The 20254-nt window shown below is 73.5% G+C and carries 21 protein-coding genes; 18 read left to right on the top strand and 3 right to left on the bottom strand.

Annotated features, from left to right (window positions below):
• The first annotated feature begins 210 nt into the window (after window positions 1-210).
• The 11 genes from ET526_RS08395 (at window position 211) to ET526_RS08345 (ending at window position 12139) form a co-directional block, all read left to right on the top strand.
• Window positions 211-1410 carry an ABC transporter substrate-binding protein gene (locus ET526_RS08395; protein ID WP_135467242.1) on the top strand — a complete coding sequence of 400 codons (1200 nt, stop codon included), beginning with the start codon at window positions 211-213 and terminating at the stop codon, window positions 1408-1410.
• A gap of 60 nt (window positions 1411-1470) precedes the next feature.
• Entirely contained in the window at window positions 1471-2334 is an 864-nt protein-coding gene (locus ET526_RS08390; protein WP_135467241.1) for a branched-chain amino acid ABC transporter permease, read from the top strand.
• Window positions 2335-2337: 3 nt separating this feature from the next.
• A complete protein-coding gene (locus ET526_RS08385) occupies window positions 2338-3321 on the top strand; it encodes a branched-chain amino acid ABC transporter permease (protein WP_135467240.1) in 984 nt (327 codons plus the stop codon).
• Entirely contained in the window at window positions 3318-4061 is a 744-nt protein-coding gene (locus tag ET526_RS08380) for an ABC transporter ATP-binding protein (protein ID WP_135467239.1), read from the top strand. Before ET526_RS08385 ends, ET526_RS08380 begins: the two co-directional genes overlap by 4 nt.
• Window positions 4058-4834, top strand: a complete 777-nt coding sequence (locus tag ET526_RS08375; protein ID WP_135467238.1) for an ABC transporter ATP-binding protein — start codon at window positions 4058-4060, stop codon at window positions 4832-4834. Before ET526_RS08380 ends, ET526_RS08375 begins: the two co-directional genes overlap by 4 nt.
• A 14-nt stretch (window positions 4835-4848) precedes the next feature.
• Window positions 4849-6456 carry a benzoate-CoA ligase family protein gene (locus ET526_RS08370; protein WP_135467237.1) on the top strand — a complete coding sequence of 536 codons (1608 nt, stop codon included), beginning with the start codon at window positions 4849-4851 and terminating at the stop codon, window positions 6454-6456.
• Entirely contained in the window at window positions 6453-7283 is an 831-nt protein-coding gene (locus ET526_RS08365) for an alpha/beta fold hydrolase (RefSeq protein WP_135467236.1), read from the top strand. Before ET526_RS08370 ends, ET526_RS08365 begins: the two co-directional genes overlap by 4 nt.
• Before the next feature lie 77 nt (window positions 7284-7360).
• Window positions 7361-9010, top strand: a complete 1650-nt coding sequence (boxC, locus tag ET526_RS08360; RefSeq protein WP_135467235.1) for a 2,3-epoxybenzoyl-CoA dihydrolase — start codon at window positions 7361-7363, stop codon at window positions 9008-9010.
• Window positions 9011-9022: 12 nt separating this feature from the next.
• The gene (boxB, locus tag ET526_RS08355) at window positions 9023-10471 is read left to right on the top strand and encodes a benzoyl-CoA 2,3-epoxidase subunit BoxB (protein WP_135467234.1); all 1449 of its coding nucleotides are present in this window, start codon (window positions 9023-9025) and stop codon (window positions 10469-10471) included.
• A 14-nt stretch (window positions 10472-10485) separates the two neighbouring features.
• The gene (gene boxA, locus ET526_RS08350) at window positions 10486-11697 is read left to right on the top strand and encodes a benzoyl-CoA 2,3-epoxidase subunit BoxA (protein ID WP_135467233.1); all 1212 of its coding nucleotides are present in this window, start codon (window positions 10486-10488) and stop codon (window positions 11695-11697) included.
• Entirely contained in the window at window positions 11681-12139 is a 459-nt protein-coding gene (locus ET526_RS08345) for an acyl-CoA thioesterase (protein WP_135467232.1), read from the top strand. The genes boxA and ET526_RS08345 overlap by 17 nt, the downstream gene beginning before the upstream one ends.
• Here ET526_RS08345 and ET526_RS08340 read toward each other — a convergent pair.
• The gene (locus tag ET526_RS08340) at window positions 12112-13017 is read right to left on the bottom strand and encodes a helix-turn-helix transcriptional regulator (protein ID WP_135467231.1); all 906 of its coding nucleotides are present in this window, start codon (window positions 13015-13017) and stop codon (window positions 12112-12114) included. The genes ET526_RS08345 and ET526_RS08340 overlap by 28 nt on opposite strands.
• Window positions 13018-13110: 93 nt before the next feature.
• Window positions 13111-14010, bottom strand: coding sequence for a DMT family transporter (locus ET526_RS08335; RefSeq protein WP_135467230.1), 900 nt, complete (start codon window positions 14008-14010; stop codon window positions 13111-13113).
• 37 nt (window positions 14011-14047) lie between these two features.
• On the opposite strand from ET526_RS08335, the gene ET526_RS08330 reads away from it, so the two are divergent.
• From ET526_RS08330 to metC, 4 genes are read left to right on the top strand one after another with little or no spacing between them, the layout of a single operon-like run.
• Window positions 14048-14686 carry an NUDIX domain-containing protein gene (locus tag ET526_RS08330; protein WP_135467229.1) on the top strand — a complete coding sequence of 213 codons (639 nt, stop codon included), beginning with the start codon at window positions 14048-14050 and terminating at the stop codon, window positions 14684-14686.
• Window positions 14687-14738: 52 nt separating this feature from the next.
• Window positions 14739-15461, top strand: coding sequence for an alanyl-tRNA editing protein (locus ET526_RS08325; protein WP_135467228.1), 723 nt, complete (start codon window positions 14739-14741; stop codon window positions 15459-15461).
• A 5-nt stretch (window positions 15462-15466) separates the two neighbouring features.
• Window positions 15467-16312, top strand: coding sequence for a sulfurtransferase (locus ET526_RS08320; protein ID WP_135467227.1), 846 nt, complete (start codon window positions 15467-15469; stop codon window positions 16310-16312).
• The gene (gene metC / locus ET526_RS08315; protein WP_135467226.1) at window positions 16312-17514 is read left to right on the top strand and encodes a cystathionine beta-lyase; all 1203 of its coding nucleotides are present in this window, start codon (window positions 16312-16314) and stop codon (window positions 17512-17514) included. Before ET526_RS08320 ends, metC begins: the two co-directional genes overlap by 1 nt.
• A 46-nt stretch (window positions 17515-17560) precedes the next feature.
• Here the strand turns inward: metC and ET526_RS08310 are convergent, their stop codons facing one another.
• Window positions 17561-18031 carry a transcriptional repressor gene (locus tag ET526_RS08310; RefSeq protein WP_135467225.1) on the bottom strand — a complete coding sequence of 157 codons (471 nt, stop codon included), beginning with the start codon at window positions 18029-18031 and terminating at the stop codon, window positions 17561-17563.
• A gap of 58 nt (window positions 18032-18089) precedes the next feature.
• Here ET526_RS08310 and hisI point away from each other — a divergent pair, with 58 nt between their 5' ends.
• The 3 genes from hisI (at window position 18090) to ET526_RS08295 (ending at window position 20251) form a co-directional block, all read left to right on the top strand.
• Window positions 18090-18512 carry a phosphoribosyl-AMP cyclohydrolase gene (gene hisI / locus ET526_RS08305; protein ID WP_135467224.1) on the top strand — a complete coding sequence of 141 codons (423 nt, stop codon included), beginning with the start codon at window positions 18090-18092 and terminating at the stop codon, window positions 18510-18512.
• Window positions 18509-19567 (top strand): CobW family GTP-binding protein, encoded by a 1059-nt coding sequence (locus ET526_RS08300; protein WP_135467223.1) that lies wholly within the window; start codon window positions 18509-18511, stop codon window positions 19565-19567. The genes hisI and ET526_RS08300 overlap by 4 nt, the downstream gene beginning before the upstream one ends.
• 69 nt (window positions 19568-19636) lie before the next feature.
• The gene (locus tag ET526_RS08295; protein ID WP_135467222.1) at window positions 19637-20251 is read left to right on the top strand and encodes a GNAT family N-acetyltransferase; all 615 of its coding nucleotides are present in this window, start codon (window positions 19637-19639) and stop codon (window positions 20249-20251) included.
• Window positions 20252-20254: the final 3 nt, after the last annotated feature.

Raw genomic sequence — 20254 nt, 5'->3', positions numbered from 1 at the left:
ATGGCTGCGGCGCCTGCTGCGGGCGCCTTGGCCCTTGGGCATAGTGCAGGACCGGCCGCCGGGGGAAGGGGTCGCTTGCAGGATATTGCCGAAATCCCGCGCGGCGGCAATAAAGTGCATTCCCCGCTGGCGCTGCCGCGGGGCGCAGGCGAGGCGGAACGAACAGGCCGTGCCCGAGCACGGTCATCGCGAGGGAGAGGAAACGACACGATGCGCCAGAGCGCTGCTTTGCCCATTTCGCGCCGCGGCCTGGCGGGGCTCGCCGCCGGTGCCGCCCTTGCCGGCGCCTTCCCCCCTCGCCCCGCCCTGGCGCAGGGGGCGCCGCTGCGCGTCGGGCTGATGCTGCCCTTCTCCGGCACCTTCGCCGCGCTCGGCGAGAACATCGCCGCGGCGATCGAGCTGCACCTCGCCGAGCGCGGCGGGCGCATGGGCGGGCGGGCCGTGCAGCTCATCCGCCTCGACGACGAGAGCAACCCGGCCAACGCGGTGCAGAACGTGAACCGCCTGCTCGGCCGCGAGCGGGCCGAGGTGCTGATCGGCACGGTGCATTCGGGCGTGGTGATGGCGCTGGTCCAGGCGGCGCGGGAACGGGGCGTGCCGCTCATCATCCCGAACGCCGGCAACGCCTCGGCGACGCGCGAGCTCTGCGCGCCGACCATCTTCCGCACCTCCTTCACCAACTGGCAGCCGGCCTACGGCATGGGTCTCGCGCTCGGCCGCGAGGGGGTGCGCCGCGCCGCCTGGGTCACCTGGGACTACGCCGCGGGCAACGAGGCGGGCGAGGGCTTCCGCGAGGGGCTCAGGGCCTCGGGCGGCGAGGTGGTGCGGGAGCTGAAGCTCCCCTTCCCCGAGACCAATTTCCAGCCGCTGCTGGCGCAGATCCCGGGCCTCGAGGTGCAGGCGGTGGGCAGCTTCTTCGCCGGCGGCGGCGCGGTGCAGTTCGTGCGCGAATACGCCGCCGCGGGGCTGAAGGAGCGCATCCCCCTCACCGGCTCGGGCTTCCTGACCGAGGGGGTGCTGGCGGCGCAGGGCGCGGCGGCGGAGGGCATCCGCACCGCGCTGCACTACGGCGACGGGCTGGACAACCCGAAGAACAACGCCTTCCGCGCCGCCTTCCGGGAGCGCACCGGCCGCGAGGCCGACGTCTACGCGGTGCAGGGCTACGACGCGGCGCAGCTTCTCGGCATCGGCATGGACGCGGCCAGGGGCGACGTCTCGGCCGAGCGCGAATGGGTGCGGGCGATGCGCGCCGCGCGCATCGACAGCCCGCGCGGCGCCTTCACCCTCTCGCCGAGCCACAACCCGGTGCAGAACATCTACCTGCGCGAGGCGCGCGGCGGGCAGAACCGCGTGGTCGGCATCGCCGCCGAGGCGCTGGCCGATCCCGGCACCGGCTGCCGCATGGCCTGACGTGGCGCCGCGGCGGCAGGGGGCGCGCCGGGACCGGGCGCGCGCCCCGGAGGGGAGGCGATGAGCGGCCTGTTCGCGCAGGTGCTGAACGGGCTGCAGTACGGGCTGCTGCTGTTCCTGATCAGCAGCGGACTGACGCTGGTGTTCGGCGTGATGGGCGTGATCAACCTCGCCCATGGCAGCCTGTTCATGATCGGCGCCTATCTCGCCTTCGTCATCGCCCGCTGGAGCGGCTCGCTGTGGCTGGCCCTGCCGGCGGCGATCGCGGGCGGCATCCTGTTCGGCGCCCTGCTCGAGCGCACGCTGTTCCGCCGCTTCCGGACGCGCGAGCACCTCGACCAGGTGCTGCTGACCTTCGCGCTGATCCTGCTGTTCGAGGAGGCGCGCTCCATGCTGCTCGGCAACGACTTCCACAGCGTGCCGGTGCCGGCGGCGCTCGACTTCTCGGTGCCGGTCACGGCGGACTTCGCCTATTCCGCCTACCGGCTGGCGGTGCTGGCGCTGTGCGTGCTGGTCGCGGCGCTGATGTTCCTGGCCCTTGAGCGCACGCGCATGGGCAGCGCGGTGCGCGCCGCGGCGGAGAAGCCGGAGATGGTGGAGCTGCTGGGCCTGGACGCGCGGCGCATCCACACCCTCGTCTTCGCCCTCGGCACGGCGCTGGCGATGCTGGCGGGCGCGCTCGCCGCGCCGCTGCAGTCGGTCTACCCCGGCATGGGCGACAAGTTCCTCATCATCTCCTTCGTGGTGGTGGTGGTGGGCGGCGTCGGCTCGGTGGCCGGGGCGTTCTGGGGGGCGCTGCTGATCGGCCTCGTGGACACGCTCGGCAAGGCCTACCTGCCGGAGCTGGCGGGGCTTGCCGTGTACATGCTGATGGCCGCGGTGCTGCTCTGGCGGCCCTCGGGCCTGTTCGCGCGGGGGGCCTGAGCGATGGTGGTCGCGGGGCGCGCGGGCCACGCGCTGCTGGCCCTGGCGGCGGCGGGGATCGCCACCATGCCGCTCTGGGCCTCGCACTACCATCTGCAGCTCGCCTCCACGGCGCTGGTGGCGGCGATGTTCGCGCTCAGCCTGCAGCTCCTGGTGGGCGCGGGCGGCATGGTCAGCCTCGGCCATGCCGCCTTCTTCGGCATCGGCGCCTATGCGATCCACCTGCTGCCGCCCGGCCTTTCCGTGCTGGCCACCCTGCCGGCGGCGGCGGCGCTGGCGGGCCTCGCGGCGGCGGTGGTCGGCGCGCTGTCGCTGCGCACGCGCGGCTTCTTCTTCCTGATGACGACGCTCGCCTTCGGGCAGATGCTGTTCTTCGTCTTCCACGACACCCCGCTCGGCGGCGGCAAGGACGGCGTGTTCGTCACCCGCCCGGCGCTGGAGCTGTTCGGCCTCGTCCTGGAGGTGCCGCGGCGCTCCCGCCCCGCGGTGATGCTGTGGCTGAACCTCGGCCTCCTCGTCCTGATGTATGCGGGCCTCGCGCTGCTGATGCGCACGCTGTTCGGCCGCGCCCTGCTCGGCATCCGCGCCAACGAGGACCGGATGCGCGCCCTCGGCTACAATACGCGGCGGGTGAAGCTCGCCGCCTTCGTCGCGGCGGGCATGCTGGCCGGCGTCGCCGGACACATGCAGGCGATGACAGAGGCCTTCGTGAACCCGGAGCTGCTCGGCTGGCACCGCTCGGCCGAGGGGCTGCTGATGATCCTGCTCGGCGGGCTCGGCGCGCTGCACGGCCCGATCCTCGGCGCCTTCGCCTTCATCGGCCTAGCCGAGGCGGGCACGCTGATCACCGAGCGCCAGCGCCTGGTGGTGGGGCTCGTGATCCTCGCCGCGGTGCTGGCGCTGCCCGGCGGCCTCGCCGGGCTCCGCCTGCCGCGCAGGGAGCGCCGCCAGCCGGCCCCGGCCGCCGTGGAGGCGGCGCGGCCATGAGCGCGCTGGCGGCAGAGGGGCTGACGCGCCGCTTCGGCGGGCTGACGGCGGTGGACGACGTCTCCATCACCCTCGCCATCGGCGAGCTGCACGCGGTGATCGGCCCGAACGGCGCGGGCAAGAGCACGCTCGTCAACCTGCTGGCCGGCGAGCTGCGCCCGAGCGCCGGCCGGATCTGGCTGGGCAGGGAGGAGGTCACCGCCTGGCCGTCCTGGCGGCGGGCGCTGGCCGGCATCGGCCGCTCCTTCCAGCGCAGCAACGTGATGCGCGGCATGACGGTGCTCGAGAACGTGCGCCTCGCCGCGCAGGCGGGCGAGTTCCCGCTGCGCCGCTGGCTGCGCCCCGCGGCGCGCGAGCACGGGCCGCTCCGCGCCGCCCGCGGGGCGCTGACCCGCGTCGGCCTGCGCGAGGCGGAGGAGCGCGTCGCCGGCACGCTCAGCCACGGCGAGCTGCGCCTGCTCGAGATCGCCATGGCGCTGGCGATGCGCCCCACCGTGCTGCTGCTCGACGAGCCGCTGGCGGGACTCGGCCCCGAGGAGGGCGAGCGCGTCGCCGCCCTGCTGCGCCAGCTCGCGCGCGACCATGCCCTGCTGCTGATCGAGCACGACATGGACGTCGTCTTCGCGGTCGCCGACCGGCTGACGGTGATGGTGGAGGGGCGGGTGCTGGAGCGCGGCACGCCGGCCGAGATCCGCGCCTCGCCCGCGGTGCGCGAGGCCTATCTGGGCCAGGGCGCATGAGCGCGGCCGGCGAGCGGAGCGCCGAGAGGCGCGCAGACCCGGCCCGGCCGCGCCAGGACGGGGCCGCGCCGATCCTGGAGGCGCGCGGCCTCGAGGCCGGCTACGGCGCCGGGCTGGTGCTGCGCGGGGTGGACCTCGCCGTCCGGCCGGGCGAGGCGATCGGCCTGATGGGCCGCAACGGCATGGGCAAGACGACGCTGATCCGCACCCTGCTCGGCCAGCTTCCCGCCCGCGCCGGCGAGGTGCTGGTGGACGGCGCGGCGGTGACCGGGGAGCCGCCCTTCCGCCGCGCGCGGCGCGGGATCGCCGTGGTGCCGGAGGGGCGCGGGGTGTTCGGCAGCCTGACGGTGCTGGAGAATCTGCGCCTCGCCGCGCGGCCCGCCCTGGATGGCAGCCTGCCCTGGCCTGAGGAGCGCGTGCTGGCGCTGTTCCCCCGCCTCGCCCAGCGCGCCGGGCACCGCGGCGACCAGCTCTCGGGCGGCGAGCAGCAGATGCTCGCCATCGGCCGCGCGCTGATGACCAGCCCGCGGCTGCTCATCCTGGACGAGGCGACGGAGGGTCTGGCGCCGATCGTGCGCGACGGCATCTGGCAGACGCTGCGCATGATCCGGGAGGCCGGGATCGCCACCATCATCGTGGACAAGACGGTGGAGGCGGTCCTCTCCCTGGTGGACCGGGTGGAGATCCTGGTGAAGGGCGCCGTGGTGTTCAGCGGCCCGCCGGAGCGGCTGCGCACCGATCCGGCGCTGATGCACCGCCACCTCGGCGTGTGAGGGAGGGAGATAGGATGCAGGTCAGCGCGACGGCAGGACGGGGCCTCCGCTCGGCGGCAGCGAACGCGGCGAGCTGGTTCCTCGACCGGCACCTGGCCGAGGGGCGCGGCGAGGCCCTTGCCTTCGCCGACCCCTGGCGGCGCCTGAGCTACGCCGCGCTTGCCGAGGCCAGCGCCCGCTTCGCCGGCGCGCTGCGCGCCGCCGGCATCGGGCCGGAGCGGCGGCTGGCGATGCTGATGCTCGACACGGTGGACTTCCCCGTCGTGTTCTGGGGCGCGCTGCGCGCCGGCGTGGTGCCGGTGCCGGTGAACACGCTGCTGCCGCCCGAGCAGGTCGCCTACATCCTGGAGGACAGCCGCGCCGAGGCGGCCTGCCTCTCCGCCCCGCTGCTCCCGGCGCTGCGCCCGGCCCTGGCCGGGGCGCGCGCGCTCCGCCGCGTGCTGGTGGCGGCCCCCGATGGCGGGGCGCCCGGGGATCTGCCGCCGGGGGCGGAGGCGCTGCCCGCCTTCCTCGCCTCCGCCGCGCCGGCGCGGGAGCCGGAGCCGGCGAGCCCGGACGAGGTGGCGTTCTGGCTCTACTCCTCGGGCTCGACCGGGGCGCCGAAGGGCGTGAAGCACGTGCATTCCAGCCTGCGCGCGACGGCCGAGACCTACGCCGCGCAGGTGCTCGGCATCGCGCGCGACGACCTGGTGTTCTCCGCCGCCAAGCTGTTCTTCGCCTACGGCCTCGGCAACGCCATGACCTTCCCGATGTCGGTCGGCGCCGCCGCGGTGCTGCTGCCGGAACGGCCGACGCCGGAGGCGGTGCTCGCGGTGATGCGCGCGCACCGGCCGAGCATCTTCTGCGGCGTGCCGACGCTCTATGCCGGGCTGCTGGCGCATCCCGGCCTCGGGCCGGGCGCCGGCTCCGGCCGGCTGCGCCGCTGCGTCTCCGCCGGCGAGGCGCTGCCCGAGCCGATCGGCCGCCGCTGGGAGGAGGTGGTGGGGGTGGAGATCCTGGACGGCCTCGGCAGCACCGAGATGCTGCACATCTTCCTCAGCAACCGCCCCGGCGCGGTGCGCCACGGCACCAGCGGCGTCGCCGTGCCCGGCTACGAGCTCCGCATTGTGGACGAGCAGGACCGCGACCTGCCGCCGGGCGAGATCGGGGAGCTGCTGGTGCGCGGCCCCTCGGCGGCGGAGGGCTACTGGAACCAGCGCGACAAGTCGCGCCGCACCTTCCAGGGCGAGTGGACGCGCACCGGCGATAAATATCTGCGCGACGAGGCCGGGTGCTACCGCTACCAGGGCCGCGCCGACGACATGTTCAAGGTGAGCGGCATCTGGGTCTCGCCCTTCGAGGTGGAGGCGGCGCTCGCCTCCCACTCCGCGGTGCAGGAGGCGGCGGTGGTGGGGCGGGAGGATGCGGACGGCCTCGTCAAGCCCATGGCCTTCGTCGTGCTGAAGCCCGGGGCGGCGGTGCCCGGCCCCGCGCTGACCGAGGCGCTGCAGGCGCATGTGAAGGCCGAGGCCGGGCCGTGGAAGTATCCGCGCTGGGTCGAGGTGGTGGAGGAGCTGCCCAAGACCGCCACCGGCAAGATCCAGCGCTTCCGCCTGCGCGCCATGCTGGAGGGCACGCGATGAGCGCATCCGTGGAAGGACGCCGCGGCGAGATCCGGCTCGACGGGCGGCGGCTGGAAACCGCCTGGTGGGGGCCGGGGCCGGAGGCGGCGCCGACCATCCTGCTGCTGCATGAGGGGCTCGGCTGCGTCGCCCTCTGGCGCGACTTCCCGGCCGCGCTCGCCGCCGCCACGGGCTGCGGGGTGCTCGCCTATTCGCGCTTCGGCTACGGGCAGTCCGACGGCGTCGCGCTGCCGCGGCCGCTGACCTACATGCACGACGAGGCGCGGGAGGTGCTGCCGCGCGTGCTGGACGCGGCCGGGCTGCGCCGCGTGCTGCTGCTCGGCCATTCCGACGGCGGCTCGATCGCCGCGATCTATGCGGGCTCGCGCCAGGATTTCCGGGTGAATGGCCTTGCGCTGCTGGCGCCGCACTTCTTCGTCGAGGAGGTTTCCCTCGCCGCCATCGCCGAAGCCAGGCAGCGCTGGGAGGCGGGGGAGCTGCGCCAGCGCCTCGCCGCCTACCACCGCGATCCGGAGGCCGCCTTCCTCGGCTGGAACCGGGCCTGGCTCGACCCCGGCTTCTCCCGCCTCTTCGACCTGCAGCCGGAGATCGCGCATATCCGCGTGCCGGTGCTGGTGGTGCAGGGGGAGGCGGACCCCTACGGCACGGTCGAGCAGGTGCGGATGCTGGAACGCGAGGCCTACTGCCCGGTCGAGGCGCTGGTGCTGCCCGGGGTGCGCCATGCGCCGCATCTGGAGTCCCCCGGGCCGGTTCTGGACGCCTTGCGCGATTTTTCCGCGCGGCTGTTCGGCGTGCGGGAGAGGGCCGGGCACGCACAGGCAGAATAATGCATCTTCTCTTGTTGATCTGAGGAATTCTGCATTATATCGCAGGCACGGGGCCGCCAGGGAGGCACGACCGGGGCATGGCACGCATCGATTTCCAGACCGATCCCAGCCGCTACAGGCATTGGAAGCTGCAATTCGACGGCCCGGTCGCCCACCTGATCATGGATGTGGACCCTGCGGGCGGCCTGTTCGAGGGCTATGAGCTGAAGCTCAACTCCTACGACCTCGGCGTGGACATCGAGCTGGCGGATGCGGTGCAGCGCCTGCGCTTCGAGCACCCGGAGGTGGGCGCGGTGGTGCTCCGCTCCGGCAAGGAGAACGTGTTCTGCGCCGGCGCCAACATCCGCATGCTCGCCGGCGCCTCGCACGGCCACAAGGTGAATTTCTGCAAATTCACCAACGAGACCCGCTGCGCCATCGAGGATGCGACGGAGAATTCGGGCCAGACCTGGATCTGCGCCATCAGCGGCCCGGCCGCCGGCGGCGGCTACGAGCTGGCGCTCGCCACCGACCGCATCCTGCTGATCGACGACCGCCGCTCCTCCGTCGCGCTGCCGGAAACGCCGCTGCTCGCCGTGCTGCCCGGCACCGGCGGGCTGACCCGCGTGACCGACAAGCGCCGGGTGCGGCGCGATCTCGCCGACCTGTTCTGCTCGACCGAGGAGGGCGTGCGCGGGCGCCGCGCCGTCGAGTGGCGCCTGGTGGACGAGGCGGTGCCCCCCTCCGCCTGGGAGGCGCGGCTGCGCGAGCGGGCGCTGGAGGCGGCGGCGCGGTCGGACCGGCCGCGCGACGCCAGGGGGGTGGCGCTGACGCCGCTCGCGCGCCGCTTCGAAGAGGGCGGCGTGTTCTACGGCCATGTCGCCCTGGAGTTCGACCGCGGAGCCGGCCGCGCCATCCTCACCGTCGCCGCCCCGCCCGGCCCGCCGCCCGCGACGCTCGAGGCCGCACGCGATGCCGCCTTCTGGCCGCTGCAGATGGCGCGCGAGCTCGACGACGCCATCCTGCACCTCCGCCTGAACGAGCCCGAGCTCGGCCTGCTGGTGCTGCGCACCCAGGGAGAGGCGGCGCATGTCCTCGCGCACGACGCCTTCCTGGAGGCGCATGGGGGCGACTGGTTCATCCGCGAGGTGCGGCTCCACCTCAAGCGCGTGCTGAAGCGGCTCGACATGACCTCGCGCAGCCTGATCGCGCTGGCAGAGCCGGGAAGCTGCTTCGCCGGCACGCTCGCCGAGCTCGCCTTCGCCGCCGACCGCTCCGCCATGCTGATCGGCGCCCGGGCGGGCGACAACCGGCCGGCCGCGACGCTGCGCCTCTCGGCGCTCAATTTCGGCGCCTACCCGATGGCGAACGGGCTGACCCGGCTGCAGGCGCGCTTCTGGGGCGAGAAGGAAAGCCTGGCGCGCGCCGAGGCGCGGATCGGCGAGCCGATCGGGGCGGAGGAGGCGGAGACGCTCGGCCTCGTCACCTTCGCCCTCGACGAGACGGACTGGGACGACGAGCTGCGCATCATGCTGGAGGAGCGGGCGAGCTTCTCGCCCGACGCCCTCACCGCCATGGAGGCCAACCTGCGCTTCGTCGGCCCGGAGACGATGGAGACGCGCATCTTCGGCCGCCTCACCGCCTGGCAGAACTGGATCTTCCAGCGGCCCAACGCGGTGGGCGAGCGGGGCGCGCTCAGGCTCTACGGCTCCGGCGTGCAGCCGAGCTACGACAAGCAGCGGGTGTGAGGGAGGACAGCGATGCCCGACGGCCTGACCGTCAACTACGACGGCCTGATCCCCAACAACGTGGACCTCAACGCCGACGCCCGCGTGCGCAAGGCGCTGGAGACCTGGCATCCCGGCTACATCGACTGGTGGAAGGACATGGGGCCGGAAGGCTTCCAGGAGGCGCTGGTCTATCTGCGCACCGCCGTCTCCGTGGACCCGAAGGGCTGGGCGAAGTTCGACTACGTGCGGATGCCCGAATACAAATGGGGCATCCTGCTGGCGCCGAAGGTGGAAGGACGGCTGATCGGCTTCGGCCAGCACAAGGGCGAACCCGCCTGGCAGGAGGTGCCGGGCGAGTATCGCGGCATGCTGCGCCGCCTCATCACCATCCAGGGCGACACCGAGCCGGCGAGCGTCGAGCAGCAGCGCCACCTCGGCAAGACCGCGCCCTCCCTCTACGACATGCGCAACCTGTTCCAGGTGAACGTGGAGGAGGGGCGGCACCTCTGGGCCATGGTCTACCTGCTGCAGAAGTATTTCGGCCGCGACGGCCGCGAGGAGGCGGAGGAGCTGCTGCGCCGGCGCAGCGGCAGCCAGGACAGCCCGCGCATGCTGGGCGCCTTCAACGAGGCGACGCCGGACTGGGTGAGCTTCTTCATGTTCACCTTCTTCACCGACCGCGACGGCAAGATGCAGCTCGAGGCGCTGGCGCAGTCGGGCTTCGACCCGCTCTCGCGCACCTGCCGCTTCATGCTGACCGAGGAGGCCCACCACATGTTCGTGGGCGAGACCGGGGTGCAGCGCATCATCGAGCGGACCTGCGCCGCCATGAGGGAGGCGGGCATCGAGGACCCGGCCGACACCGAGCGGGTGCGCGCGCTTGGTGTCATCGACCTGCCGACCCTGCAGAAGAAGATGAACCTGCACTTCTCTCTGACGCTCGACCTGTTCGGCAGCGAGGTCTCCACCAACGCGGCGAACGCCTACAACGCCGGGCTGAAGGGCCGCTACCGCGAGGACAGGCTGGAGGACGACCACCGCCTGCTGGACGCCACCTATCCGGTGCTGCGCTGCCGCGACGGCGCCATCGTGCGGGAGGAGGTCCCCGCCCTCTCCTCGCTCAACATGCGGCTGCGCGACGACTTCGTGCAGGACTGCCAGGGCGGCGTGAACCGCTGGAACAAGGTGATCGAGAAGGCCGGCATCCCCTTCCGCCTGAGCCTGCCGCATGTCGCCTTCAACCGGAAGATCGGCGAGTTCGCCGCCATCGAGGCCGATCCGGAAGGTCGCGTCCTCACCGCCGCGGAATGGGCCGCGGGCCGCGACCGCTGGCTGCCCTCGACCGACGACAACCTGTTCATCGAGAGCCTGATGCGCCCGGTGAGCCGGCCCGGCGAGTTCGCCTCCTGGATCGCCCCGCCCAAGGTCGGCATCGACAACAAGCCGGGCGACTTCGAATACGTGAAGCTCTGGGGCTGAGGCGGGGTGACGCCGTGGGCGCGACGCTGAAGCAGCATCTCATCGATCCCGAGATCTGCATCCGCTGCAACACCTGCGAGGCGACCTGCCCGATCGGCGCCATCACCCACGACGACAACAACTATGTCGTGGATCCCTCCCGCTGCAACGCCTGCATGGACTGCGTACCGCCCTGCCCGACCGGCGCCATCGACAACTGGTTCCGGGTGACGCGGCCCTTCAGCCTGGAGGAGCAGCTCTCCTGGCACGAGCTGCCCCCGCGCCCCGCCGATCCGACCGGTGAGGAGGCGGTGGACGCGCTGGACGAGGAGGCGGCGGCGCTGATCGCCGACGCGCATCGCGGCGCGGGCGGGTACGCGCGCGCCCCGGCCTCGGCCAGCAAGCCGCGGGTGAACCTGTTCGGCCGCGCCGCCCCCGCCATGGCGCGGGTCACGGGCAATTACCGGGTCACCAAGTCCGGCACCTCCTCGGACGTGCACCACATCATCCTCGATTTCGGAACCCAGCCCTTCCCGGTGCTGGAGGGGCAGAGCATCGGCGTCGTGCCGCCGGGCACGGACGCCAACGGGCGGCCGCACGCGATGCGGCTCTACTCCATCTGCAGCCCGCGCGACGGGGAGCGGCCGAACACCAACAACCTGGCGCTGACCGTGAAGCGCGTGGTGGAGGCGCGCGCGGACGGCACGACATTCCGCGGCCTCGCCTCCAACTGGCTCTGCGACCTCCAGCTTGGCGAGACGGTGCCGGTGATCGGCCCCTTCGGCGCCACCTTCCTGATGCCGGACGACCCGGACGCCGACATCGTGATGATCTGCACCGGCACCGGCGCCGCGCCCTTCCGCGGCTTCACCGAGCGGCGGCGCCGCCTCGGCGGGCACGGGCGCGGGCGGCTGCACCTGTTCTTCGGCGCCCGCACGCCGGAGGAGCTGCCCTATTTCGGCCCGCTGCAGAAGCTGCCGGCCACGCTGCTCGACCAGGAGCTGGTCTACAGCCGCCTGCCCGGCCGGGCGAAGGAGTATGTGCAGCACCGCATGCTGCGGCGCGCCGGCGACCTCGCCGCGCTGCTGCGCAGGGAGGGCACCCACATCTACGTCTGCGGCCTGAAGGGGCTGGAAGAGGGGGTGGACGCGGCCTTCGCGGAGATCGCCGCCGCGCACGGGCTGGACTGGCCCGCGCTGCGCACCAGGATGCGCGAACAGGGCCGCTTCCATGTCGAGACCTACTGAGCCCTTCGTCCACCGCCGCCGCATCCTGTGGGGGGAGACGGATGCGGCGCACATCGCCTACACCGCCCGCTTCCTCGACTTCGCCATGGAGGCGACGGAGGCCTGGTTCGTCGAGCGCATGGGCATGGGCTGGTACGAGCTGAACCTCGACCTCGGCATCGGCACGCCCTTCGTGCACGCCTCGCTCGACTTCCGCAGCCCGGTCACGCCGCGCGACACGCTGGAAAGCGCGGTGCTGCTGACCCGCCTCGGCGGCTCCTCCCTCCGCTTCGCTGTCGCCGGCCGCGCCGATGGCGGGACGCGGCTGGTCTACGAGGGCAGGCTGGCCTGCGTCTTCGTGGACAACAGGGTGATGCGCCCCGTCCCGGTGCCGGAACGCTTCCGCCCGGCGCTGGAGGCGGAGGCGGCGCTGGCTCAGGCGGCGGGCGCCACCGCCGGCTGAAGCGCGAGCAGCGCCTCCAGGCTCTCCTCCTCGCTGCGGCCGCTCGTGTCCACGACGAAGTCGGCCTTGGCGTAGAGCGCCTCGCGGCTGGCCAGGATCGCGCGCAGATCCTCCATCGCGCGGCTGTTGTCGCGCATCGGCCGCGTGTCACCCTGCGCCACCACGCGGCGCATGTGCTCCTCGGGCGAGGCGCGCAGCCAGACGGTGACGCAGGTGTCGAGCAGGAACTCGAAGGTGGCGGGCTCGGCGACGATGCCGCCGCCGGTGGCGATCACCGCCCGCGTGCCCTCCCGCACCAGGCGCTCCAGCACCGCGCGTTCCAGCCTCCGGAAGCCTTCCTGCCCCTGCAGGGCGAAGATGTCGGAAAGCTCCATCCGCCCCTCGCGCTCCACCTCGCGGTCGAGCTCGACGAAGGGGATGCCGAGCCGGTCGGCGAGCCTGCGCCCGAGGGTGGACTTCCCCGCTCCCCGCAGCCCGATCAGGGCCAGGCGCTGGCCGCGCGAGCGCGCCTCGTGCCGCCCGAGATGGCGCTGCAGCAGCCCCCGCGCCTCGGCGAGCTGCGCCTCCGGCAGGCGCGAGACCATCTGCTCGAGCAGCATCCGCTCCACCGTGCGCTCCGCCCGCTCGGCCACCAGCTCCTCGATGCCGATGCCGAGCGCGCGGGCGATGCGGCGCAGCAGCAGCACAGAGATGTTGCCCTGACCCGATTCGAGCTGCGCGATGTGGCGCTCCGAGACGCCGCTGCGCCGCGACAGGTCGCGCCGGGTCACGCCGCGCCGCGCGCGGAGGGTGCGCAGGCGCCGACCAAGGCCCTGCAGGAAGGCGTCGTCCTCCGCCTCGCGGTCCCCGCGCCCGGGAAGGGGGTCGGTATGATTCACGGCGGCAAGCCTAGGGCAGATCGCGGGGACCTGGAATCACCGGGAAACGCGGATCTGCCCCGCGGACAAGGGGATGGGGCCACCAGCGCCACCTCACCGCCGAATCCCGAGCGCCACCTCGCGGCGCCAGATATAGAGGCCCGAGGCGATCAGCACCGCAATGCCGGCGAAATCCCACCCGTCCGGCAGCTCGGCCCAGAGCAGCACTCCCATCAGCGTGGTCCAGAGGATGGCGGAATACTCGAAGGGCGCGAGCAGGGTCGGCTCGCCGCGCCGGTAGCCCTCGGTCATCATGATCTGGGCCAGCGCCGAGACCACGCCGGTGCCGATCAGCAGCATCCATTGACCGGGACTCGGCCAGACCCAGACCGGCAGGCAGAGCAGCCCCGACACCACGGCCGAGCCGATCGCGAACCACAGCACGATCGCGACATTGCTCTCCCCGGCCGCGCCCATGCGGCGGATGGTGATCATCGCCAGCGCCCAGCCGAGGGCGCCGAGCAGCACGACGCCCATGGCCGTGAGGTCGCCATGGCCGTCGAAGGGGCCGGTCATCAGCAGCACGCCGGCGAAGCCGACGGCGACCGCCGCGCCGCGCCGCGGCCCGACGCGCTCCCCGAGCAGCGGCACGGAGAGCAGCGTCAGGAACAGCGGCATGGTGAAGCCGAGCGCCGTCACCGTCGCCAGCGGCAGGTGGGCGTAGCCGTAGAAGGCGCCGAACATGCCCATCAGCCCGGCGGCGAGCCGCGCCAGGTGCAGCCCCGGCCGGCTGGTGCGCAGCGCCCGGACGCCGCCCTGGGCAAGCAGCAGCGGCAGCAGCACGGGAATCGCGAAGAGGTTGCGGCAGAACACCACCTGGGCGAGCGGCACCTCCCCGCCCAGCCCCTTGACGAAGGCCGCGGCGATCGAGAACACCGCCGCCGCCCCGAGCACGAGGAGGACGGCGCGGCGCCGGCTGCGCCGGAGCGAGGCGAGATCTGGGATTGTGCGCATGGACGGCGTTCCGCCCCAAGGCTAGGGTCCGCGCCGCATGAAAGCCAGACCAGCGAAGGCGCCGCCCGTGCCGGCGCATCCCGGCCTCACCATCCTCGACGACGCGGTGGTCTGGGACGGCCGTTTCCCGCTGCAGCGCGTGCGGTTCCGCTACACGCGCTTCGACGGCACCCAGTCCGGCGAACTCACCTGGGAGATGTGGCGCCGCGGCCGCGGCGTGGCCATCCTCCCCTACGACCCGGTGGCCGATGCGGTGGCGCTGATCGAGCAGTTCCGCCTGCCGGCCCTGGCCGCCGGACTCGGCCCGGTGATGATCGAATGCGCCGCCGGCCTGCTGGAGCCGGAGGAGGACCCGGAGGCGGCGGCGCGCCGGGAGATCGCGGAGGAGACCGGCCTCCGCCCGGACCGCTTCGAGCGGATCGGGCGCTTCATGCTGATGCAGGGCGGCTGCGACGAGGTGATGTTCTACTACGCCGCCCGGGTCTCCCTCCCCCCGCCCGGGGAGGCCGGCACCCACGGCCTATCTGCCGAGAACGAGGACACCCGACTGCTGATCCTGCCGGCGGCGGAGGCTTTCGCCGCCCTCGACGCCAACCGGATCGAGAACGTGACCGCCGCGGTCTGCCTCCACTGGCTGCGCCAGCACCGGGAGAGGCTGCGGCGCGAATGGGCCTGATCCCCCTCCCCCGCCTTGCCGGCGGGGGGCGGGCCGGGCGATGAACGGGGCCATGCCGACCGAACCGCTCTACCGCGCCGATGCCTATGCAAGCGAATGCGCCGCCCGGGTGCTCGCCGCCGGGCCGGAGGGCGTGGTGCTCGACCGCTCCGTCTTCTACCCCCAGGCCGGCGGCCAGCCCGGCGATGCCGGCCTGCTGCGCTGGGCGGGGGGCGAGATGCCCGTCGCCAACGCCGTGAAGGGGCCGGGGGAGAGCGTGCTGCACCTGCCCGCGGCGGGCGCGGCCCTGCCTCCTATGGGCGCCGAGGTGGTCGCGGTGCTGGACTGGGCACGGCGCCACCGGCACATGCGCATGCACACCACCCTGCACCTGCTGTGCAGCCTGATCCCGGGTGCCGGCGTCACCGGCGGGCAGATCGGCGCCGAACGGTCGCGCCTCGACTTCGACCTGCCGGACCCGCCGGCGAAGGAATGGCTGACGGAGCGGCTGAACGCCCTGATCGCCGCCGACCACCCGGTGGGCGAGCGCTGGATCGAGGAGGCCGAGCTCGACGCCAGCCCGGGCCTGGTGCGCACCCTTTCCGTGCAGCCGCCGCGCGGCGCCGGGCGCATCCGCCTGATCCGCATCGGCCCCGAGGCGGCGCCCGTGGACCTGCAGCCCTGCGGCGGGACGCATGTGCGCTCGACGCGGGAGATCGGGCAGGTCGCGGTGACGAAGCTGGAGAGCAAGGGCAGGCAGAACCGGCGCGTCTATGTCGCGCTGGTCGGGGAGTGAACGCCATGGACGAGCTGGTTTCCACGGAATGGCTGGCGGCGGAGCTCGGCAGCCCCGACCTCGTCGTCTTCGACGCCACCAAATACCTGCCGAACGAGCCCTTCGACGGGCGCGCGAAATTCCGCGAGGCCCGCATCGCCGGCGCCCGCTACTTCGACATCGACGAGATCGCCGATCCCGACACCGACCTGCCGCACATGGCCCCGACCGCGGGGCGCTTCGCGCGGCTGATGGGGGCGCTCGGCGTCTCCAACGCCTCGCGGGTGGTGTTCTATGACCAGAAGGGCCTCGCCAGCGCGGCGCGCGGCTGGTGGCTGATGCGCCTGTTCGGCCATGAGCGCGCGGCGGTGCTGGATGGCGGCCTGCCGAAATGGGTGAAGGAGGGCCGCCCCACCGAAGCCGGAGAGCCGCCCGCCCCCCCTCCCGCCCACTTCGTGCCCGACTTCCAGGCCGAGCGCATCCGGGGCATCGGCGACGTCAAGCGCATCGTCCGCCAGGGCGGGGGCGGGGCGCTGATCCTCGACGCCCGCGCCAAGGGGCGCTTCGACGGCACGGCGCCCGAGCCGCGCCCCGACCTGCCCTCCGGCCACATGCCCGGCGCGGTCAGCCTGCCCTATACGGAGCTGCTGAACCCCGACCAGACCATGAAGGACCCCACCGCGCTGCGCCGCCTGTTCGAGGGGGCGGGCGTCACGCAGGAGCAGCCGGTGGTGACCTCCTGCGGCAGCGGCGTCACCGCCTGCATCCTCGCCCTCGGCCTGAAGCGCGCCGGCTTCCCCGAGGCTGCCGTCTACGACGGATCCTGGACCGAATGGGCCAGCCGGCCCGAGACCCCGAAGGTGACCGCCTGATGCCCGACGATTCCTCCCCCAAGCACCCCGGCCAGGGCTTCGCCACCCGCATGAGCCATGCCGGCCGGGCCGGCACCCGGGCCTATGGCTTCGTCAACCCGCCGGTGCACCGCGGCTCCACCGTGCTGTACGAGAACTGCCTGCACCGGCGCGAGGCGGCAAAGCACCGCTACGACCAGGTGATGACCTACGGCACCCAGGGCGGGCCGACCCACTACGCGCTCGAGGACGTGGTGGCCGAGATCGAGGGCGGCACGCGCTGCCTGATCGTCGGCACCGGCCTCGCCGCCGTGGCCGTGCCGCTGCTTGCCTACCTCAAGGCCGGCGACCACTGCCTGGTGCCGGACAGCGTCTACGGTCCCGCGCGCAGCCTCTGCGACGGGCTGCTGAAGGGCTGGGGGATCGAGACCACCTATTACGACCCCTGCGTGGACGAGGCGGGAATGCGCGCCCTGATCCGCCCGAACACGCGCGTGGTCTATACCGAGAGCCCCGGCAGCCACACCTTCGAGATCCAGGACATCCCCGCCATCGCCCGCGCCGCCCATGCGGCCGGGGCGAAGGTGCTGATGGACAACACCTGGGGCATCCACCACTTCCAGCCCTTCCGGCACGGGGTGGACGTCTCGATCCAGGCGCTGACCAAGTATGTCGGCGGGCATTCCGACATCCTGCTCGGCAGCGTCACCGTCAACGGCGAGGAGGACTGGAAGGCGGTGCGCGGTGCCGCCTCGCAGCTCGGCCAGTACGCCTCGCCGGACGATGTGTGGCTGGCGCTGCGCGGCGTCCGCACCCTCGCGGTGCGGCTGCAGCGCCAGGAGGCGAGCGGGCTCGAGGTGGCGCGCTGGCTCGCCGGGCGGCCCGAGGTGCTGAGGGTGCTGCACCCGGCCCTGCCCTCGCACCCGCAGCACCACCTGTGGCGGCGCGACTTCACCGGTGCCTGCAGCCTGTTCGGCGTGGTGTTCCAGCCCCGCTACGCGATGGAGGACGTGATGCGCTGCATAGACGGCCTCCGCCTGTTCGGCATCGGCGCGAGCTGGGGCGGGTATGAGAGCCTGGCCCTGCCCACCACCGGCTTCATCACCCGCACCGCCGGCACCGGCGATTTCGGCGGGCCGATGGCGCGCTTCCACATCGGGCTCGAGGATCCGGCCGACCTCATCGCGGATCTGGAGCAGGGCCTGCGGCGGCTGGAAGGCTGAGGCTGAGGCGCCCGGCGCCGCCGGGCGCCTTCGCGCGCGCCGGGCGTCAGCCCTGCGCGCAGCGGGCGCAGAGCCCCTCGGCCTCCACCGTGGCGCCGTGCAGGACGAAGCCGGCGCGGCCGGCGGCCGCGGCCAGGGCCTGCGTCACCGCCGCGTCGCTGATCTCGGTGGTGGCGCCGCAGCGGCGGCAGATCAGGAACTGGTGCGGATGCCCATGCCCGTCCCCCGCCCCGGCATGGCCGTGCGGCGCCTCGGCGCAGCCGACGAAGGCGTTCAGCCGCTCCACCTTGTGGATCAGCCCCTGCTCCAGCAGGAAGTCGAGCGCGCGGTAGACGGTGGGCGGCGCGGCACCGGCGCGCGTCTCCTTCAGCCGGTCGAGCAGGGCGTAGGCACCGACCGGCCCTTCCGCCTCCAGCACCAGGCGCAGCACCTCCCGCCGCAGCGGGGTGAGCTGCGCCCCGCGCCGGGCGCAGGCCGCCGCGGCGTGGTCCAGCACCGCCTCCACCGTGCGTGCCATGCGGTTCCTCCTCTCGCGGCCGCAGAGAGATACATTATATCGTCCGAGGAGGTTCCGCATGTCCCAAGCGCCCTGCCAGGTCGCCGACGCTGCCCTGCGCGGGCGGCTGATCGCCGCCATCCGCTTCGACGAGCGCGGCCTCGTGCCCTGCATCGCCCAGCAGCACGACACGGGCGAGGTGCTGATGATGGCTTGGATGAGCCGCGAGGCGGTGGAGGAGACGCTGGCGACCGGCCGCGTCTGCTACTTCTCCCGCAGCCGCGGCGGGCTGTGGCGCAAGGGCGAGACCTCGGGCCAGGTGCAGCGCCTGGTGGATCTCCGCCTCGACTGCGACGGCGACACGCTGCTCGCGCTCGTGGACCAGCACGGCGTCGCCTGCCACACCGGGCGGCGCACCTGCTTCTTCCAGGCGCTGCGCGACGGCGAGCTCGCCGCCATCGCCGCGCCCGAGGCCGATCCGGAGGCGCTGTACGGGCGATGACGCCGGTTCCCGTCACCCTGCTCACCGGCTTCCTCGGCGCCGGCAAGACCACGCTGCTGAACCGGCTGCTCAGGCATCCGGACATGGCGGACACCGCCGTGCTGGTCAACGAGTTCGGCGAGATCGGCCTCGACCACCTGCTGGTGGAGGCGCTGGACGAGGACACGGTGCTGCTCAACGCCGGCTGCCTCTGCTGCACCGTGCGCGGCGACCTGGTGCGGGCGCTGCGCGGCCTCGCCGCGCGGATGGAGGCGGGCCGGCCCCTCCGGCGCGTCGCGATCGAGACCACGGGCCTCGCCGACCCGGCGCCGATCCTGCAGACGCTGATGGCCGAGCCGCTGCTGCTGCGGCATTTCCGCCTCGACGGCGTGGTGACGCTGGTGGACGCGGTGGCCGGCATGGCCACGCTGGACGCGCAGCCCGAGGCGGTGAAGCAGGCCGCGGTCGCCGACCGGCTGGTGCTCACCAAGACCGACCGCGCGGCCCCGGACCGGGTGGCGGCGCTGCGCGCGCGCCTCGCCGCGCTCAATCCCGGCGCGCCGCTGCTCGAGGCGGTGCGGGGGGAGATCGCGCCCGCGGCGCTGCTCGGCTGCGGCCCGTTCGACGCCGCGGGCAAGGCGCCGGAGGTGGCGCGCTGGCTGGCGGCGGAGGCCGGGGCGGCCCATGCGCACGGGCATCACCACGACCCGAACCGGCACGACGCGCGCATCCGCGCCTTCTGCCTCACCTTCGAGGAGCCCCTGCCCTGGGACGGCCTCGCCACCTGGCTCGAGGTGCTGGCCATGACCCGCGGCGAGAGCGTGCTGCGCGTCAAGGGCATCCTGCACCTGCAGGGGGAGGAGCGGCCGGTCGCCATCCACGGCGTGCAGCACCTGTTCCATCCCCCGGTGCGGCTCGCCGCCTGGCCGCGGGGGGAGGACGGGCGGGAGGATCGCCGGTCCCGCCTGGTGTTCATCCTGCGCGACCTCGACCGCGCGGCGGTGGAGAAGGGGCTCGACGCCTTCCTCGCCAGCGCGCGGGAGCAGGCCGGGATCGCCGCGGCGGGCCGGGGCTGAGAGGGCCGGGCGCGCATCCCCCCGGCGCGGCATTTGCGCCGGGGCGGGCGCCACCCTATCCCTCCCGGCATGAGCCCCCCTGCCCTGCGGCTGGAGACCGTCTCCGGCGCCGCCATCGCGCCGCTGCTGCCGGCGCTGGCGCGGCTGCGCATCGCCGTGTTCCGCGAGTGGCCCTACCTCTACGAGGGCGACATGGCCTATGAGGAGCGCTACCTCGCGAGCTACGCCACCAGCCCCGGCGCCGCGCTGGTGGTCGCCTTCGACGGGGAGGAGCCGGTCGGCGTCTCCACCTGCCAGCCGATGCAGGAGGCGGCGGCGGAGTTCCGCCGGGCGCTCGCCGGCGCCGGCCTCGATCCGGCGCGCTTCTGCTATTTCGGCGAGTCGGTGCTGCTGCCGGCCTGGCGCGGCCGCGGCGCCGGGGTCGGCTTCTTCACGGCGCGGGAGGCGCATGCGCGCCGCCTCGGCCTGCCGGCCGCCTGCTTCTGCGCCGTGGTGCGGGACCCGGACGATCCGCGCCGGCCGCCCGGCCACGTCCCGCTCGACGCCTTCTGGCGCCGGCGCGGCTACGTGCCGCGGCCGGACATCGCCTGCACCCTCTCCTGGAAGGAGATCGGCCAGGCGGAGGAGACGCCGCATCGCCTCTCCTTCTGGCTGAAGGACCCGCTCGAGGGCGGGAAGGGCTGAGCG

This window comes from Crenalkalicoccus roseus, assembly GCF_004761865.1.
Classification (GTDB): Bacteria; Pseudomonadota; Alphaproteobacteria; order Acetobacterales; family Acetobacteraceae; genus Crenalkalicoccus; species Crenalkalicoccus roseus.
Note: the sequence above shows the minus strand (reverse complement) of the source record. Positions and strands in the feature narration are given on the sequence as shown.